We start from the raw sequence: 18,354 nt of genomic DNA, 5'->3' as shown, positions 1-18,354 counted from the left end.
ACCCTGCCTACCTGATGATTTTTCTCTCAACATGGGGTAGCTAAAAGAGCCCCGTCCCAAATTAGCTACCCTGGCGGCACCCCCTGCTAGCGGGGCGCGTAGCAGGCCGCAACGTGTTCTGAGACGCGGCGCTGGCCCTTGGCGGTGTCGACATCCCACAGCTCGTAGGCACGTGCCTCGACCAACTGGATATCGGCACGGCCGCGCAGCAGCGACGATCCGCCGTCCTTGCCCTTAAGCCCCATAAGGTTAGGAAAGAAGCTCGCGGGGAACAGCACCGGAGAGGCCGGCTCGCCGTTCAGGGCAAGACGCACGGGCGCGACACCGCCGTTGGCCTTAAAAGCACCGGCGAGTGCCTCAAAGGAATCCGAACTCACGAGCGGCTGGTCGCCCGGCAAAAAGAGGCAGCCCCTCCAATCGCGATCGGCTCCCCAAGTAAGGCCGGCGCGCACGCTCTCGCTCCTGAGCGCGCCATCGTGCCGTACGCACGCGCAGCGCAGCTCACGGCAGATCTCGGCAACCTGGGGCCAGCGCGTCGTAACAACAACGTCAAATCCCCTGGGCACCGATTCAATCGTCCGCTGAATCAGCGGCTCGCCATAGATATCGGCAAGCATCTTGTTAGAGCCAAACCGCTTGCCCTCGCCCGAAGCCATAATGACGCAACCAAGTTTCATGGCGATACCTCCCCTGAAGCCATCGTACCCATAACGCGCGTCGCGGGGCATCTACATCGAAAGCGCTTATCCCGCACGCCCACGATGCAAAAAGGGGGCACCCCGCCGGTTGGCAGAGCGCCCCCTTTACATGGCTTACCTCAACCCGGCTTTAGGCCTGAAACCAACGGACGGCGTTGCGCTCATAACGCAGCGACGCTTTCGTTATTTGCGAACAAGTGGGGTTTATGGCAAAGTGTGCCCAAACTAATTTTTAGGAAGGCACCCATGACCCCCGCACAGATTGAGTTTTTTAAGCGCCTTGCACACGGCCTGGCGCTCCAGTTTGGCCCCAACTGCGAAGTCGTCGTCCACGACCTGGAGACCGAGGACGTGGATCACTCTATCGTGGTGATCGAAAACGGCCATGTAAGCGGGCGCAAGCTGGGTGACGGTCCCAGCCATATTGTGTTTGAGTCCATGCACGAGGACACCACCGACGTGCACGACCGCGAGCCATACCTCACCAAAACCGCCGATGGCAAGCTGCTTAAGTCCTCGACCATCTTTATCCGCAACGACGAGGGCAAGCCTGTCGGCATTTTGGGCATTAACTTTGACATTACGCTCATGAAGGCTTTTGAGCGCTCGCTCGATGCCTTTACCGGCACCGACGGCACGGGCTACACCGAGCCCGAGCCCATTACCAAAACCATCGGCGACCTGCTCGAAGATCTGCTGCGCGAGTGCGAGCAATACGTGGGCAAGCCCGCAGCCCTTATGACCAAAGATGAGCGCATTCGCGCCATTGGCTACCTCGACCGTCGCGGCGCCTTCCTCATTTCCAAGTCGAGCGAGCGTGCCTGCGAGTTCTTTGGCATCTCTAAGTACAGCTTCTATAGCTACCTCAACGAGGCCAAGGCGGCGGCCGGCGAAAAATAGTCAGCGCGCCTGCGCCCCTCCCCTTTTGGGCGCGAGTTCTGGAATGCACGAATCCAAGACTCGGCCGCAAGGCAAGTTCCATATAATCGATGAGATAGACGGTTCGAAAGGATGGAACAAGATGGGGTCGAGCAACGCATCGCGCAACGACCACGGAGGCTTCGCTTCTGCCGCCAGGCATGCGAAACGCGCGTTTGACGAGGGCGAAGACGATCTGTTTGCGTTGAGCCTCGACGACGTGATGAGTGATCGCCCCTGGACAGCCGACGAGCACATGGGCGACGGAACCCATTCGGCAGGCGATCCTTCCGAGACGGCATCGTTTATCGCCGCGGCGCAGCATCTTGCGCCCGAACCGCCCGTTGCAGATCTCGACGACTTTGCGACCCGTCAGCTTGCTTTCGATTCCTGGGCTGATGCCGATCTGGACGAAACATCTGCCGGCGCGCCGACGCTCGGCGAGCCGGTAAATCCGCTTGTCGCCGCGTCCGCTTCCGAATACGAGCCGGACGACCATGCGCAAGCTATGCCCACATCCTCATACACCGATAGCCACACTCACAACGACGATTATTATGGCGACTACTACGCCGCGGAAGAGGCGCCGCGCTTTTTGGATTTCAATCCAGTAGCAAAGATTATCTTTATAGCGATCGTCGTGGTGCTGCTTGGCGTCATTGCGTTTGAGGGATTCCAGCTATTCCGCGGCCCCACCGCCTCCGAATCGGCAACGCAGCAAAAAGAGAACGACAATCAGCACCTGGACATCAACACCCTCAAGGGCGACCCCAACGACGGAGACGAGTAGCGAGGGTCGGGGGCGGCTGAAGCGTCCATATGTAGCACCAGCTTCTACGTGCTGTTTTGTCATCCGGTTACACTTTTCCGGATGTTGAGACCGTCAGATTCGACACTTTTCCGTACTTTCTTACGGCCGATTTCGACACTTATCCGAATACAGGTCGAATAATCGCCGCGCAATCAGGCGTCGCTTGCACGTCATTTCGCAGGCGGCGCTTGATTTCTGTCCGCGCGCGCTGATAGACTCCATCGTGCCCGCAAGGAGCGGGCGCGTTTTATCCAGAGTCGGGGTAGAGAGTTGGCTCCACGATCCCGACGCCAACCGGCCAAGAGGCACGGTGGCCCTGCCAACATCGATGAAAGGAGTCCGTATGGACAATTTCTCCGTGCGCAGCGAGCGCAACTTCCACAACCTGGTCGTCAAACCGAATCACATGCATCTTCTGGATAAGCCAAATGGCTACGCCTCGGCCATGGTCAAGAGTAGTCTCTCCCACCAGATGCGCTTTACGGTGCAGGTGCTCGAAGAAGAGCTCTGTGCTGCTGGCAACCCGCATGTGTTGCAGATCAAGCTGCTCGGAGACGATTTGCGCGAGCCGTCTAGCTGGGAGCTGTTTGCAGACGGCACGTGCATCGCGGACGGCTCGGGCGACTTTGCCCGTGAGTGCTTCTGCGAGGGGGCCGAGGTGTTTTTGGACCTGTGTCGTGATGCCGTCGAGGCTGCCGAGCTGCGTCAGTGGAGTCAGAGGGAGTACGAGCTGTTGAGTGCGGCGCGTGGGATTGCGGGGGTGTAAACAGGCGGAGCGCTCCTGAAGCCTTATTCCACACGATCGGGCGTACTCATCTGCAACTCGACTTACTACCAGATGGTGTAATCACGTTTCACGTCGGTTAAGCCAGACCCCGGCCGGTCGTTGGCAAGTGAAACAACATCTCCCACCCATAGGCCTTCTAAGACCGGCCGTCCACTATAGCCCAAGCGGTTAGCGTCTCCCAAGATCGCCATGGACACGTCTTCCAAGATGCCCCCTCAACCGTGCAGAGATAACAGCCACCCATACGGTCGATGTGCTCCTTGCACGTCTCGCTGACCACGCAACGATGGAAAACAGGTTCCTGGCGGATGACCCCTGATGGGAATGCATGAAATCGGCATCGAGGCCATCGTCTGTCGAGCAACACCTGCCCATGCCCTTAAAACATGAGAACAAGACACCAACATCGGTATCGTTTTCAATTCAGTTTAAAACTGAGGAGATACAGGAGCCCGCCGAATAAACTAAGACTCACTTAGTAATTGATAATTTTCTGACTAGATATATAATATCTGACTGTAATAAGGATTCTTTACTTTGTGAGGCATAAATGACTTCAACGGATGAAGAACTAGTCAGCAGGCTCCAAGCTCACCTGTCAACCATTCGCAAGGCAGCGGGCTGGAGTGGCGAACGGCTTGCGAACGAACTAGGCATAACAAAGCAAACCGTCAGCAGCCTTGAGACGGGTAAAACGCAGATGACGAAGATGCACTATCTCGCCATCAGGGCGGTATTCAACAACGAAATCGCCGTCAGCGGAAACGAAGATCTGGCAAAAATAATTCAGCTATTCGTTGACCAACCAGTAGCACCCAAACTAGAGAAGATGCAAAATGCCCTTAAAGAAGGGGATGAGAAGGGGGCACAACAAGAGGCAGCTACTAAGCAGAGCGCCATAGTTGGAGCAACCGCTCTCACCGCCGCCCTAATCCCCGCTTCATCGGCATTGATTCCGGCATTGGGCTCTCTTGCATATCAACTTGCAAAATCAATCAAGAAATGAGGTGTACAGAAATTGGAGTCGGAAAATACTGATCTGTCCGCAAAGAACAAAGGCCTCGTGTGGCTCGAGCAGCACAAAGTCCAGATTGGCATCGGTGTATTTGTGGCAATCAGTTCAATCGTTAGCATTACGATTGCCACGAAAACAGGCCATATGCCTAAATTCAAAACTACTTGTACTGGTGTAGACAAAGGTGTTGCCACGATTGCTGAGGCGGCGGAAAAGACCTCCTTGCCAGTGGTCAACCTTACCGGAGTCGAGAAGACCGCAACGGGACTCGGACATGACTTGCTTCTTTCGAATCAGGCAGTTAACAAGCGTCTCGTCTCCAGCGGAATGATGACAAAAGAGCCTTGGGGTTACAAGCTCACAGAAGTCGGCAAACTCTTTGGGAAAGAAACGGTCAAAGTAACGCGCGCCGGTTATACCTTCTCAAATATCGAATGGGATGAAGCGGTTGTCCCGTTTGTTTTTACTTCCGACGAACTTGCGAGCATTAACGCCAAAAAACTCGCATTGCGCAAGTCATAGCCCAGTAGTCAAATCTGATACACCGTGCGTCCCGCGTACGTAAACGAAAAGGAGATACCATGGTCATATACAGAACTCAAGAATGGAACGGATACGGAAAGCAAAACTACTACTGGAATGAATACCGCCGTGGGGGCGACACGGTTGTCAAATACAAGTGCAATAGGCGCAAGTTCTTCGATGGGGACGAAAGCAGCTGGGAGGAAAGCGAGCATGAAGAAGATTCGTGGAGCATTGACGATCCCAATATGCCCGATTGGCTGAACGGCTATCTCTAATAACTATTAACTAGCAGCCCTTGAAAGCCCCACTTCCCACAGGGAATGTGGGGCTTGATATTGCCCTCCTGTCCGAAAGCACTTTCCATCTCAGCTTTCAAACTAGGCAGCCACAATGGCATGCGCCATGGCCGTCAGTTCACCAATCTCAGTAAACCTGTCTTTTGTAATGCGACCGACCAATGCGCCGACTCTCTGGTCGGTCGCATCGACATCACAAGCGATGCGCAGCCCGGGAGAGCTGCCAAAAGCAGCTGCTTGTTTGATGAACAAAAGCGTAGAAACCCGCATCCCGAATATGGCGGGATGCGGGCACGGACGATCGGCGGCCTGATAACAATTAATCAGAGATCCAAATCGTTTTTAGCGAGGTTATCCTCTTAGATATCTCTAAAGGAACCTTTACTCCCCAAACCTATAGTCGTTGATATCCAATGTGGAGCAGTTCTCGCTTATTGCTCGAACTGTTTGCACGGGGATTCCGTCTTCGACATGAGCGGAAACGCTAAACGAAAGCTGCACGTCGGCACCGCCCAGCATGTTTAGTTGGCTCACCACTTCATCCATGATGGTCTGGATGTTGCGATTGACACGAGTGTTGTCGAGCTTTGCCGTCATATGGAAGGATGTCTTTTGCCTCGCGGGCTGCACCACCACTGGCGTCGTGTCGACAACCGTGGTCCTGCCGTCCGTATCCGTTACGGTTTCGGTCGTCGTAGGGCCAAACGTAAACCCATGCCCACCGTTGCTGGAGCTCTGCGCGGCCTCCGCAGCCGCAGCGCGAGCAGCAGCCTCTTCCTCTTCAATCTGCTTTGTTGCCACAGTCGGCTTCACCAGCAGGTCGCTCTCGTTGATAAATGTCTTCTGCTCACCAAACGTCAGCTCCATATAGCGATCGTCCGAGAAGCCAGCAGCAAGGCCAAAATATTCCTTTGAGCCCAGGCCCCTTTGAATCGCGTCCTCGAGCACGCCATAGCACGACAGCCTGGGAAGATAGCAATAAGAGCACAGGAACTCCCACAGACGCTTAATCTGGATGTGGTCCGCGTCCTTCCAGAGCACTCGATCGAGCTCCATCTTAAGCAGGGCGGGTGCCCAGGTCTTGATGGCCGCCTCATCGGAAACAAGCTTACGCGCCATCTTGGCAACGATATTTTCGCCGCCGCCCTCAACGTGCTCTGCTTCCCAAACGATATCCATCGAGCCGCTAAAAAGGTCAACGCGCGGATAAATAAGCCAGCTATAAGCCTCTTGGATCTTCAACTCGAGTGATTCGTCAGAACGCCTCACACTCTGGTCAGTCTCGCGCGTCTGCGCCACATCAAGATTTAGCGACTCGCGATCTTTCTTGATGGAATCCCAAGCAAGATACTGCTTCGCCGCAGTCACAAGCTGCGCATAGTACGATGCGTCCGCAGCGGCGAACACAACCATATTCTTGTACGCACGCGGAGACGTACCGCGATTTGAGAGCATCTCCGAGGCCAAGGTGAGTGCCGCGGAATCGGCCGTCTTTCCACGATGATTGGCGGACGGCGTCAACACCACCAGGCGCAGCGTCTGATCATCCGGAACGTCAAGCGAGCCTGCAGGACACACATGAATGCCCGAGAAAGGATCAACCTTGCGCAGTTTCTTTAGACGACTCTCGACCTCATAGAGCGCGTCGGAGTCTTTGACTTGTTGGGCGCGGTCATCGGCAACTTTGCGCAACGTGGGGCGCGTATCGTACCAAAAACGGTTGCCGTTGACATCGCTATAGAGGAAAGACGAGGATGTCTGCAGTGTGCCCAAGGCGTCATTAAATACGGAAAGGTTCTCGCCAGGTTGGACCGTGCCCAAGCGAATATGTGCGCGCTCAATACCGCGAACGGACTGTCCGCCCACGTCGGGAGCACTGCCAAGCATGATGGTACGCGCAACACGACGCGATGCCAAAAGGTTGCCGTAACGAGTGTTGTTACCGTCATTGCGATATGGAACGGACTGCTTGCCGTCGATCTCGGAATCAACAACCGCATTCCAGTTGTCATCAAGATAGCGCGTGAGCTCATCGCGCACGCCAGGCACATCGAGGGGGAACGACCCCGGCATAATCATGGGCGAAGGGTCCTGGTTCATCCACAGCTCGTGAATAACCGAGGCCATTAAGCGCAGCACGCCACGGGTACGTTGAAACTTTTCGAGCGTTGCCCAGTCCTCGTAGAGGCGATCAAACACTTCGGGGTGAATCGGGTAACAAGAAACCATGCGGTCGCGGTATTCAAGCTCGCGTGACTCCACCGGGAAGTCCGTTTTATTTTCGTTATACATCTTGCTAAACGTCGCGCACACTTCATCGCGAGCGGCATCATCCTTGCAGTCAAGGAAAAGCCTGCGGCGCACAACCTCGAATCCTTCGTTTGCCGCCACGGGCTTCCAAATGGCCTCCATGCGCCCAAAGGTATGCTCAATCTGCTCCAAAGCTCGCTGGCCCGCCTCACCACCAATCTCGTTGTCAGATTCGGGAATAGAGGCTACGACCAGACTACACTTCGAAGCGCGTGCTGCCTCAGTGAGCTCCTGGATAAAGGTGATGAAGTTGTCGAAGCTGCCAGCGTTAAGCCCATCGACGCCATAAATCTTCTTGGCATAGGCAACAAGCTCGTCCATAAGAACAAGGCAGCAGCCGCAGTCATCGAAAAGCTCAGTCAGGGCAGCGGATCCCGGCGAAACACCCTTCTTGTCGGCATCTTTCACATAGTCATAGAGCTCGGGCCTGCCAGCTGATTCTGCGAGCTGATATGCCATATGGCCCCAGAGCGTGTTGACCATGATGCCAGGCATGGTAGCTGGGCGCATGGCTTTTGCCGGGTTGATAGAGGTGCCCACGAGCACAGCAACATGCACCTCAGGGACCTCGGCAACGCCCGCCGCTTCAAGCACAGAAGCAAGGTTAGCAATTTGTCCCACGCGCGAACGGCTGCGCATCATGTGGTAGAGAGCGAGCATGCTGTGCGTTTTGCCGCCGCCAAATGCTGTCTTTAGTTGAATGACAGGCTCGCCGTCCAGACCAGCCACGCGGCGCAATGACTGCACGAGCAGCCCTTTCATGCCCTCGGTCACATACGTTCGATTGAAGAATTCGACCGGGTCGCGATACTCCAGCTCGCCCTTGCCGCGCGCCACCTGGGCAAGATCGGCCGCAAACTCGGCGTTTTTATAGCGCCCCTCAGCCACATCCATATGGGGCTCCATGACGTCGCGCCAACTCGGCAGCCCTCGCACGGCCTTGGTTTGCTCGAGGGACCTCCTGCGAGGTGCTGGGGTCTCCACGCCAGCATCGACGTTCGTTGTCACTGCCGTCGAGCCATCGGCGCTGCCATAACGAACCTCGCGTAGCATCGCGTTGATCTGCGCCGCAGTATCCTGATCAATCTGCTCGGCCAAGCGGCTCATGGTATCGAGCGCACGCCATGCATCGCTGTCCGAAATGCCTCCCATACCGCGATGCGCGACCTTGTTACGAACGCCCTTGAGCTCCATGACGTAGTTCTTGCAATCCTGAGGCAACCTAAGGCGAAACACATCGCGCCAGTTGATGTCAACGAGCAGCAAGCACAAGGCAATATCGAGCGAGTCGGCAAGAGTGGCATAGTCACCCGATGCAGGCAGGTTGCGCTTTTGGTCATCATAGAGCTTATTGAGTACGCCAACCTGCCAAAAATCATTGCCATATGCCTGGGTAAGCTCGCGCATCACATAGGGGTCGAGAGCCTCGAGCAAAAAGTCAAAACCCTTATTGAGAAGCTCGCTGTTGTTGCTGTTGTTCTCCATGGTTTATCTCCTTGAGACTTAATCGAAGAGCGAGTCTTGTGCGGGTCGCTCGACGGCAAGCTGCGCTGCCTTCGACTGTATCTCGGGCCATGCCGTTACGAGCGAGTTGTAAGCAAAGGCCTCCTGCTGCCAGTTGCGTTTGTCCGCAATGGTAAAGAGGCGATACGCAAGCGCCTTGGCACCATCGGCACGACCGCCGAGCGTTTGGCTAACAATCTTGGCACAAGCCGCAACACCGCCCTCCTCGAGCGCATGCGTAAGCTGCTGAGTCGTGAGCCAGGTAGGCGCCTTAAAGTCAACGCGCTCCGACACCTCGCTACGGTCGAGCAAGTGCACATTTCCCTTAACAGAAGCAAGGAGCCCTTGGGCTGCCAGTCCTTCGATGGAAACGTTCTTAGCGCGAGCAAGCACGTCGGCTTCTCCGAACTTAATGGTGTCAAAGGCTTTCTGCGTATAAAGATCGACGCAGAAGCGGCTCTCGCGATCGAGTTCGCCATCCTGGTCGCTAAAGTACGCATCGACCTCTTGGTTGATAAGTTGCAGCGCTGCACGCACCGTCATGGGGCTACCGTCGGCCTCGAGCACCTGGCTGTAGCGCGAATACACGCCGATACCAGGTCCGATAGCCGATTGTGCAAGATCAACAGGTGCGATATTCGAAGAACGAAGTTTATCGAGCGCAGGACCCAGCTCACGCTTGAGCGCCACCACGAAGTCTCGTCGCGTCCCCATGGGCGCGCCCTCGGGGCGCCTGCGGCACACGAGGACGACAGACGTCGCAAGAGCATTAACCGATGATTTGAGGGCAGTTACCAGCTCAGTTCGAATTGGCCAAGTTCCCACAATGGAAAAACCAGCATGGATAATCGCGGAGAGCATCGTCTCCCAGCCAGTCGACGCCGTGGATTCCACGTCATTTGAGGTCTCGGTCTCGCTCTGCTTGAAGGCGTAGTAGATAGTCACGGGCACGTCCTCGCGGGCGTACTTGTTCACCTGCTTGAATGTGCTGAACATGCCTTCCTCGAAGAACTTACGCGCACCGTCCTTGCCGCGGTCCTCGCGGTAGGGCGTGGCGACGAGCTCCTCGTGCTTAGGCACGAGCATAGTACTGAAGAGCTTGGGGTACGTACTGCGCAAAGACTGACGCAACCACACATAGAAGTAGTCCGAGAGGTCCGCGTAGCCGATGTTGTCGTAGTAGGGCGGATCCGTAGACACGAGGAGACCGCGCATGCCATTATCGCTTTGAGCGTCGAATTGACACACAGAGCCAACTATATTTGTCTTTGGCAATTCGACCAAGCAATCAAGAACCCACTTAATCATGCTTCTAAAACTACCCGATGAAGCAGAGAGTGGATTTGCCTCGGCATAATCCCATTTCATAGGAATAGCCTGTCGTCCGAACACGTTTGACATGGTGTCTCTAGATGTGTGCCAAGAACAGATTGAGGAGTTGTAGTCCGTCATTTTGTCAATCACAAACGCCAGGTACACGCCGACAGCCTCGCCGTAAGCACGAGCGCCGGTGCCGCCGTCCGCCAGGCCGATGCCGTCATCGGGCAGGCCGGCGGCAACGGCGTCCGCCTCCGCCTTCCTCTGTGCCTCGCCGACAAGCGCCGAGAACGTCGTCAGCGCCGTCAGCTGTCGGTTGGTGAAGAGCTTCCAGAACTCGTCGAGGCCGTAGACGTTCGTGTTCAGATGACCCGGGTAATAAGCGAGCTTGCCCTGGGGATAGTCATCGGGCATCGGAACGTCGGCGGCAGCTATCTGCACCTCGTCTGGCGCGATGTAGATTCTGCCGCGTTGCCCTTCGGCGACGATAGCCATGAGCTTGGCGCCCATGCGTCCCTCGCGCGACTCTTCGCGTATATGGTCGAAAGCGATAGGTGCCCCGCAGTGCACGCAGGTCGCGCCGCGGCGGTTCACCGTGCCGTCCTGCGCCGCCTTGCCGGGCGCGACCTCGAAGCGCACCTCTCCGCCCTCGCAGACGGGCTCGACGTGCCACTCCTTGCCCTTCTTCTTGGAGAGGTCGAACGAGCGCACGAGGATCGCCTCGTGCCCGCAGGCGGGGTTGGGGCACTTGACGGTGCGGGCCCACAGCCATGCGATGACGGTCGCCTCGCCACCGCCCTGCTCGGCAGGCACCCGCACTTTGGGGTACATATGCCCGATGCGCTGGGCAGCCTCCTCCTTCATCCAGGTTCCATAGTACTTAACGTCGGCCGCCAGACCAGCATTGCCACTCCAGCCTCCATTGGTCAGCTTGCCACAAGCCTCGGGATTAACAGCAGGCTTGTCCGTGAACAGCGGCGGGATCTCGATCATGGCCTTATTGATGGTCACAGCAACCGGGTTGAGGTCCTGCGCATAGGCCTCGAGGCCCAGACGCTGCGCCTCCAGCGGTATGGCACCGCCGCCTGCAAAGGGATCCAACAGAGGCGGCAAATCGTCGCCCATCGACTTTTTAATCTCGGCCTTGGCGGCATTAAGTACACGCTCGCTATTGGAGTTTTCCCATACCACAAGTTCCTCGAGAATTTTGAACAGGCGATCGCGCTCGGCAGCTTGGTCTTCCTCAGTTGGGAACTTTTCGGGATGAGCAGAAGGATCGTCGACCAGCGACGACCAAATGACAGCACGCGCTGCCGCAAGTGGACGGCGGGCCCACCACAAGTGCAGCGTCGACGGATGGCCGTGGCGGATGGACTTTTCGCGGGCAGATGCCGCATTGATGGCGTCGAGCGGCAGCGCCACCTCGATGAGCTTCTTCTTTACTGCCATGTCTGCTCCCTCTCTAGTATCACGTCGCCCGCTTCCTTGAGGCGCGCGATGTCGTAATTCGTGCTTGCCGCGGCATAATCCGGCGGACTTGTAAATGGATGTGCGATGTAAGAAGTTCGGGTCGTGTTTCCATCGACCTCGACCAGTGCGAGCACAAAGGCATCTGGCCTGTTGAGCGCACACATCACTTCGTTGTGCGAGACGGTGACCGTAGTGGCGCCCGCGGTGCGACCCTTGACCTCAATCATTCGCAGCGCCGGCCCCTTGGCACGAAGCGCATCGGGCACCACGGATTCGACGTCGTAGCCGCAGTTATCGGCACTGCGGTCCCGCGGCGTAAATCCCAGCTCCCGCTCGATAGCCATGACGGCACGCATGCCGGCAAGCTCTACCTCGCGCCTGCCCGCCGCACTGGATGCGGTGGTAGCATGTGAGTCGTGGGGCAGCATGCCAACTGGAATCACAAGCGCGCCGCCCAGCACCCTCGGAATCGCGGGAGTGATGTTCTTTTCGCGCTGCAGCTCCGCCAAGCGCATTTGTCTGCGGTCGCGCAGATCGTCGGCGCGACGACGAGCATTCAGAGAGCTCAGGCGTGTCTTCTTGCCTTGCTTTTCTTTCTCCTCCAGCTCCCACGCGCGACCATCCCAATAATTGGCCTCTTCGGTAAGACGCGCGTCAACGGCTCGCTCGATCTTCTCGACCTGCGGAATACGACGATTGCGCACCTCTTTGAGGCTCACAGGGAGAATCTCGCGAATGGCGAAATCCATGGCAAGCGCATCAATGTCACCGGTAAGCCACTCCTGCTCAGAAGCGATAGTGTGCGCGGCAGATGCCTCGGACGGACGAGGACCGCGATAGTCCAAATAGGGCGCATAGCCCGCATCACAAGCTTCGCCCGCAGCGTCAACCTCAACGAACCTAAACTCTTTGGATACCGTACGTTTGGTGCCGTCGGCCAGCGTCGTATCGTCCTGGACGGAGTTCTCGATATAGAGTAAGAGTCTCGGCTTGTCTCCAAAATCTCTATCGTCCACGAGCACACAGCCCCGCTTAAGCGCCGAACCCATTTGGCCAATCAGCACCTTCACCGTTGCATCCAAAAGCGGTTCACCGGGGCATACCAACTCCGCGGGAACGAGTCCAGGACCCTCTTTAGATTCTTTGTCAAAGCAAATACGCTCATAGGAGGCAAGCACGTGGCCGCATTCGCCGCCCATGCTCATCGAGCGAACCGAGAACGGCACCTCGAGCACCTCGAACCTGCCAGGCTCGCGAGATGTCACGCGTCCTCCCAAGCGCTTCATTGCCGCCATGAAAAATGCCTGGATAAAGTGCGGCTCGAGCTTGCGCGCCTCCATGCGCTCCATGTCCTCGCGGATAGCGCTTACGCCGCGAGCGTCCATGACGTCATCGGTAAGCGCATATTCTTTGAGAAGCCGTTTAATGGAGCTCGTATCGAGCGATGCATCGACCACCTGGTTGAGCCGCGCCCGTACCTCGGGGTCATCGCCATAGCGAATCGCATCGAGGAGCAAGTCACGGAGCGTCTTGCCTTCAAAGGTAACTCTGCCCAAGATGTCGAAAACCTTGCCGCCCAGCGCGGCACGTTCCACCTCGAGCTTGCTGAACAGGCGTTGGAATACTTCTCCCTCGCGCGTCTGCGTGGAGACAAGGTTCCACAGATGACATACTTCGGTTTGACCGATGCGGTGAATACGACCGAAGCGCTGCTCGAGTCGATTGGGATTCCACGGCAGGTCGTAGTTGATCATAAGGTGCGCACGCTGTAGGTTAATGCCCTCGCCGGCGGCATCCGTAGCGACAAGGATGCGCGAGTTCGCATCCTGCTTAAACATTTCCTCGGCACGATGGCGCTCGTCGCGCGTCATACCGCCCTTAATGGTGAGCACGGCAGTACGGTCACCCAGGAGGGAGCCAATCTTCCCTGCGAGGTAGTTCAATGTGTCCTTGTGTTCGGTAAAGATGATCAGTTTCTCACGTCGACCGTCCATGCCAAACATATTGGAATCGTCTTGCAGCAGTCGCGAAAGCTCCTCCCACTTACGGTCCTCGCCACTAATGCGAACATCGTTTGCCTTGCGCTCAAGCGTGCGTAAAATCGCGATCTCGGCATCGAGCTCAGCTGCAGTCGCCGCCGCAGAAGCGGTGTCTACGACGTCATCTTCCATTTGTTCGTACTCTTCGGAGTCGTAATCGTCCTCGTCAAAATCTCTGGCATCGATGCCCCATTTATCTGTATAGGCGACCTTGCCGCTCGCAACGCTTTTTGCCTCGGCGAGCTTGGACTCAAGCCGTATGCGACGACGCCGAAGCGACTGGTAGATGGCCTCGGGACTCGACGCAAGACGACGCTGCAAGATAGTCAAAGCAAAGCCGACGCTGTTCTTATGCTTGCCACCCAAGCGCTCTGCACGGTTAAACTCCTCGGTGACGTAATGAGTCACCGAGTCATAGAGCTCCTGCTCGGCAGGAGATAGGTCGTACTCGACTGTGTAGGCGCAGCGTTCGGGGAATAGTGGACGTCCATCGAACTTGAGCAGCTCCTCTTTCACGAGGCGACGCATGACATCAGAAACATCGCAGTCAAGCGAAGCGGCGGGCGGAAGGCCCTGAGCCTGGCCGGCAGTGGAGCGCGCCGCAGGATTCTTAACGCGGTTGCCTCCCGCAAACCGGTCCTTGTCCACGAGCGCCATAAAGTAGCGAAAGTCAGCCGGCTTACCGTTATGAGGCGTAGCCGTCAGAAGCAACAAGTTTTCGGTTGTGTCACCCAAGAGCTGACCGAGCTTATAGCGTTTGGTCGGTTTAAACTCGCCGCCAAAGTTTGTCGCGCTCATCTTGTGGGCCTCGTCGCACACCACAAGATCCCACGAAGTTGCCCTTAGCTTCTTTTGGATCTCGTCGTTGCGAGCCAGCTTATCTAGGCGGCCGATACAAAAATCGACCTCATCGAAGGGATTCCCGGTAGCAGAAGACTCCAGCACATCGTTTGTAAGCAAGCGGAATTTGAGCCCAAACTTTTGCCATAGCTCGTCTTGCCACTGTTCCACAAGATTACCGGGAGCCACGATAAGGCAACGCCTAAGATCGCCGCGAGCAATCATTTCTTTTATTAGGAGGCCCGTCATGATGGTCTTGCCTGCACCGGGGTCGTCCGCCAGCACATAACGCAGCGGCAAGCGCGGCAGCATTTCCTTGTAGACGGCCGAAATCTGGTGCGGCAGCGGCTCGATAGACGACGTACGAATAGCCAGATAGGGATCGAACAGATGAGCCAAACCTATGCGATATGCCTCGGACACGAGTCGCAGGTCATCGGGGTCGGCATCGAACGCCCAGGCGCTGGACTTTTCGATGATGTATTTATCCTCATCTGTATCGAAGAGGGGTCGGTCACCCAGTGCGCCCTGGTCCGTCTTGTAGATTACGTTTAAGACGGAATCGCCATGCCATTCGACAGCCTTAATGGTCACGGGCGAATCCCCCGCGATACCGCGAACGCGCGTACCGGGCGTTATCTCTGCTAGCTTTGCCATCACGCGCCCCGCTTTACGAGAAGCGGAAATGCATGTCGCAAGATAACGCTAGGATTGTCTATCGAAGGAAGACACTCGCTAGCGAGCACCCCCCCCCGAAGAGTTTTCGTCTGAATGGCCACGAAAAATCTCCTGGGTTTTATTGATACCGGGGTGAACGATAAATCACCCTTGTTACAGCTTTATCTATTGTCTTTCAATCAGCTTGCCGTGTCATGGGGTTTTCTGCAAAAGGAATCGTTTTTACCTCGCGCGGTTTGTTGCTCAACAATGCTGCGAATAGCGTGAATGCCTTGTGATCACTCCGCGTCGCCGGTGCCCATTAGCACGCTTACAGACGCTTTGGCACCTAACGCCCGTTGTTCGATGCGTGCCCTTTACTCAAACGCCTACACTTGAGCATTACAGGTCAATTCCGCCAACAGGCAAGCGAGGCTAACATGCGGTCCGAAAACGAACAGATTCATTACCGAGCAAAGTTCAGGCTTTCGCCCTATTCGACCACCACGCCCTCAATCGTCGATGCGTATCGTCAGATCTACACCTGGGTGCGCGATAAAGAGCAGCGCAAGCGTCATGAGCAGAGTGCCTTTGAGTTTTTGTCGAGCAATAAAAACATCGCCTCCGATTTTATATTTGGAAACCTCAGCTATCCCGTTGGCTATTCTGGAGGCATGACCACGGGCAGCCGCGTGAGCATTTGCACTCGCGCAGCCTTTGATGACAAGCGAGGCAGGATTCCCGTCGCTTGGGCCTTCGAATATGACGAGCCCGACAGTCACTATCCGTTTCGTCACTGGCACACCTGTATTGGTCTCGAGACCTCCGAGGACGACTCATGTCTGGTCAATATCAAGGTCACCTATGCGACCCTGCCCGATTATGTGGGCTGGCCACTGCCAGAACCGGACCTCAATATTCCCCGCATCGCAAAGGTTCTGTTTTCGCTTCCCAATCATCAGGCATGCGTTGGAGAGACAATCGTCAACACATCGTGCACGCGCCTGATGTTTGAGAACTTTGACGCCGAGTTCTCCGACAACCTTCTGAGCAGCCAGCGCGAGCTCCCTCTGATTCTAATAACCAGCGATGATACCGGTCGATATCCCGTCAAAGATCCCGGCAAGCTCGCCAATAATCTTATGGGCCTAGCCAACGTGTTTGCCGCCGACGAATCCGATGGTCGGCTCAAATCAAAGCTGTTCAATCTTTTTCTCTACGATACGCCTGCCTATCGATACAACTGCCCCAAGTCGTCACTTCGTATTTACCAACCGAACATCAATCTGTCCGACGAAGGAGACGCCCGTCGACACCTCTGCATCAGGCACGATAGGCTGACCGAGTACGGTAACAAGACATCCACGATACTTAACCGGAGCCTGGGGCGCTCGTTCTTGCGCGGCAGGGGCGATATTGTAGACACGAGCGATATTGCCTGGTACAAATCGCGCCAATCAATCGGGGCGCTACGCAGCCGCATGGCAGAGATGAAACGCCACGCAGAGAATGAAACCGTAGCCGAGGCAAAACGCACCGAAGCGCTTGCCGCCTCGTACAGCCAAGAGGCAATGGACAACCTTAAAGAGCTGTTGTCAAAAGAGACTGCCGACAGGCAGCTCTGGGAGGGGCTGGCCAACGATTACGCCGACAGCAACGCCGCGTATGAGCAGCGTATTGAGCAACTGGAAAACAGCCTGCTCGAGTTGGATGAATCCGAGAACACGATCGCCAACTTAAAGTATCGACTCCAAGAGGCGCTGGAGCGAGCCGATCGCTCGGAAAAGCAGGTAGCCGCGCTCAGAGCGGAAGCATGTTTTGTCGAGGGGCTCGAGGCATTTCCGCGCACCCTTGAGGACGAGCTTAGGTTTGCTGCGAATCTCTGGCCCTCGCGCATTTTCGTTTTGCCCGAGGCATACGACTCGGCACGCCGATATGATTTTGCCGATCTTGACGAGGAGTGGCAGATCCTTAAATCCGTAGCGACCGTTATGTGGCAACTCAAGTTTGGGGAGCGCCCGACGACCGGAGACCTCTATAGCGAGTTTAGAAATCAGACCTCGTTTGACGCCGCACCGACCGAGACCAAGCTGACTAAAAACGACACCGAGCTCATGCGGCTCCGCCAACGCACTTACAACGGTAAGCAGGTTTGCATCTTGCCGCACATTAAGGGCAACGGTCGCAACCGCCGCGACCCATTCCGTTTGCACTTTTGTTTTGATGACGAGGCACAGTTAATCGTGATAGGCCACTGCGGCAGCCACCTGCCGACATCAGGAACTGCCAGGCAGTAAGGCACCACACCAGCATGGGCGGAGGGTGCCCCCCTACCTCCCCTCCGCCTTCAGCTTCAGCAGCAGGCCGCCCAGCTCGGGGCACTTGCTGGAGAGGCGCGTCTGGGCTCGCTCGCCCATCCCCCACCGCTGGCGGACTTCCTGGGCGCGCGGGCTCACGTGGTAGTCCCCGTCCATCACCTGCTTGAGCAGCTTGGCGGTCACGCGCGCATCGGCAAGGGCGCTGTGGGCATGGCCCGTCGACTCGTCGAACTCGATGCCAAACCACATCGCCGCGTCGCCCAACGAAACGCGCCCATGGCTGCCCACATCCATGATCGAGGTGTAAAACGCCTGCAGGTCGGCCCAGTCCGTAGGAAATGCGGAAAGGTCGATGCGCTTTGCCTGGCACTCGGCCAAAAGCTGTCGACGGTCCGTCCCGCTCCAGCAAACCACCTGGGCGGAGTAGCGGCCGATCCAATCGCTGAGCCTTTTGATCACCACATAGAGCGGATCGGCCATCGCGGTGTCCACGGCCGATATCCCTGTGAGCTCGCGGACGGGAAACGCAACGCCTTCGGTAAATTCCGTCTGCACAAACTGCGAGAACTCGCCCATAACATTGCCGTGGTAATCGAGCTTAACGGCGCCGACCTCGATAATCTCATTGCGCAGTCCACGTCGCTGGCGCTGCTTTGGCACCGGCGCAAACTCAAAGTCCAGCACAATCTGGCGCGCAAAGTTCGTCGTATCGATAGCCGAGATACCCGGCGTCTTTTCAGCTGACACGGTTAGGGCCTTTCTCCGTTGCCTGCCGCTTGCTACATAGGCGGCTACATTGCCGTAAGGATAGGCGCCCGTGCGGACATGAAAGCGGGGCTCAATACCATGC

At 56.6% G+C, this 18,354-nt stretch carries 13 protein-coding genes and 1 riboswitch; of the genes, 7 read left to right on the top strand and 6 right to left on the bottom strand.

The window, feature by feature from the left end; genetic code table 11:
- Positions 1-86: 86 nt before the first annotated feature.
- Positions 87-677 carry a nucleotidyltransferase family protein gene (locus ACTNB2_RS08015; RefSeq protein ID WP_441042531.1) on the bottom strand — a complete coding sequence of 197 codons (591 nt, stop codon included), beginning with the start codon at positions 675-677 and terminating at the stop codon, positions 87-89.
- Positions 678-944: 267 nt separating this feature from the next.
- Between ACTNB2_RS08015 and ACTNB2_RS08010 the strand changes: the two genes are divergently transcribed.
- The 6 genes from ACTNB2_RS08010 to ACTNB2_RS07985 all read left to right on the top strand — a co-directional run bounded on the left by ACTNB2_RS08010 (position 945) and on the right by ACTNB2_RS07985 (position 5,029).
- Positions 945-1,598, top strand: a complete 654-nt coding sequence (locus tag ACTNB2_RS08010; RefSeq protein ID WP_441032364.1) for a helix-turn-helix transcriptional regulator — start codon at positions 945-947, stop codon at positions 1,596-1,598.
- 121 nt (positions 1,599-1,719) lie between these two features.
- The gene (locus tag ACTNB2_RS08005) at positions 1,720-2,406 is read left to right on the top strand and encodes a hypothetical protein (protein WP_441044616.1); all 687 of its coding nucleotides are present in this window, start codon (positions 1,720-1,722) and stop codon (positions 2,404-2,406) included.
- A gap of 265 nt (positions 2,407-2,671) precedes the next feature.
- Positions 2,672-2,762: riboswitch (SAM riboswitch) on the top strand.
- Between the two features lie 8 nt (positions 2,763-2,770).
- Positions 2,771-3,193: a hypothetical protein gene (locus ACTNB2_RS08000; RefSeq protein WP_441044614.1), complete on the top strand. Its 423-nt coding sequence runs from the start codon at positions 2,771-2,773 to the stop codon at positions 3,191-3,193.
- A gap of 571 nt (positions 3,194-3,764) precedes the next feature.
- Positions 3,765-4,220 (top strand): helix-turn-helix transcriptional regulator, encoded by a 456-nt coding sequence (locus tag ACTNB2_RS07995; RefSeq protein ID WP_441044612.1) that lies wholly within the window; start codon positions 3,765-3,767, stop codon positions 4,218-4,220.
- 57 nt (positions 4,221-4,277) lie between these two features.
- A complete protein-coding gene (locus ACTNB2_RS07990; RefSeq protein WP_441044610.1) occupies positions 4,278-4,751 on the top strand; it encodes a hypothetical protein in 474 nt (157 codons plus the stop codon).
- Between the two features lie 59 nt (positions 4,752-4,810).
- A complete protein-coding gene (locus tag ACTNB2_RS07985; RefSeq protein ID WP_441044608.1) occupies positions 4,811-5,029 on the top strand; it encodes a hypothetical protein in 219 nt (72 codons plus the stop codon).
- 102 nt (positions 5,030-5,131) lie between these two features.
- Here ACTNB2_RS07985 and ACTNB2_RS07980 read toward each other — a convergent pair whose 3' ends face one another.
- From ACTNB2_RS07980 to ACTNB2_RS07965, 4 genes are all read right to left on the bottom strand, one after another.
- The gene (locus tag ACTNB2_RS07980) at positions 5,132-5,302 is read right to left on the bottom strand and encodes a hypothetical protein (protein WP_441045743.1); all 171 of its coding nucleotides are present in this window, start codon (positions 5,300-5,302) and stop codon (positions 5,132-5,134) included.
- Between the two features lie 129 nt (positions 5,303-5,431).
- Positions 5,432-8,845, bottom strand: coding sequence for a DUF499 domain-containing protein (locus ACTNB2_RS07975; protein ID WP_441044604.1), 3,414 nt, complete (start codon positions 8,843-8,845; stop codon positions 5,432-5,434).
- Positions 8,846-8,863: 18 nt separating this feature from the next.
- The gene (locus tag ACTNB2_RS07970; protein ID WP_441044602.1) at positions 8,864-11,629 is read right to left on the bottom strand and encodes a DUF1156 domain-containing protein; all 2,766 of its coding nucleotides are present in this window, start codon (positions 11,627-11,629) and stop codon (positions 8,864-8,866) included.
- Positions 11,620-15,186 (bottom strand): helicase-related protein, encoded by a 3,567-nt coding sequence (locus tag ACTNB2_RS07965; RefSeq protein WP_441044600.1) that lies wholly within the window; start codon positions 15,184-15,186, stop codon positions 11,620-11,622. The genes ACTNB2_RS07970 and ACTNB2_RS07965 overlap by 10 nt, the downstream gene beginning before the upstream one ends.
- A gap of 359 nt (positions 15,187-15,545) precedes the next feature.
- Here ACTNB2_RS07965 and ACTNB2_RS07960 point away from each other — a divergent pair, with 359 nt between their 5' ends.
- Positions 15,546-17,483: a hypothetical protein gene (locus tag ACTNB2_RS07960; protein WP_441044598.1), complete on the top strand. Its 1,938-nt coding sequence runs from the start codon at positions 15,546-15,548 to the stop codon at positions 17,481-17,483.
- Positions 17,484-17,516: 33 nt separating this feature from the next.
- Here ACTNB2_RS07960 and ACTNB2_RS07955 read toward each other — a convergent pair whose 3' ends face one another.
- On the bottom strand, positions 17,517-18,251 hold the full coding sequence (locus ACTNB2_RS07955) for an exonuclease domain-containing protein (RefSeq protein ID WP_441044596.1): 735 nt from the start codon (positions 18,249-18,251) through the stop codon (positions 17,517-17,519).
- Positions 18,252-18,354: the final 103 nt, after the last annotated feature.

The sequence above is a fragment of the Collinsella sp. HCP28S3_G2 genome (genome assembly GCF_052065125.1).
GTDB lineage: Bacteria > Actinomycetota > Coriobacteriia > Coriobacteriales > Coriobacteriaceae > Collinsella.
This window is presented reverse-complemented; position numbering and strand designations above follow the sequence as displayed.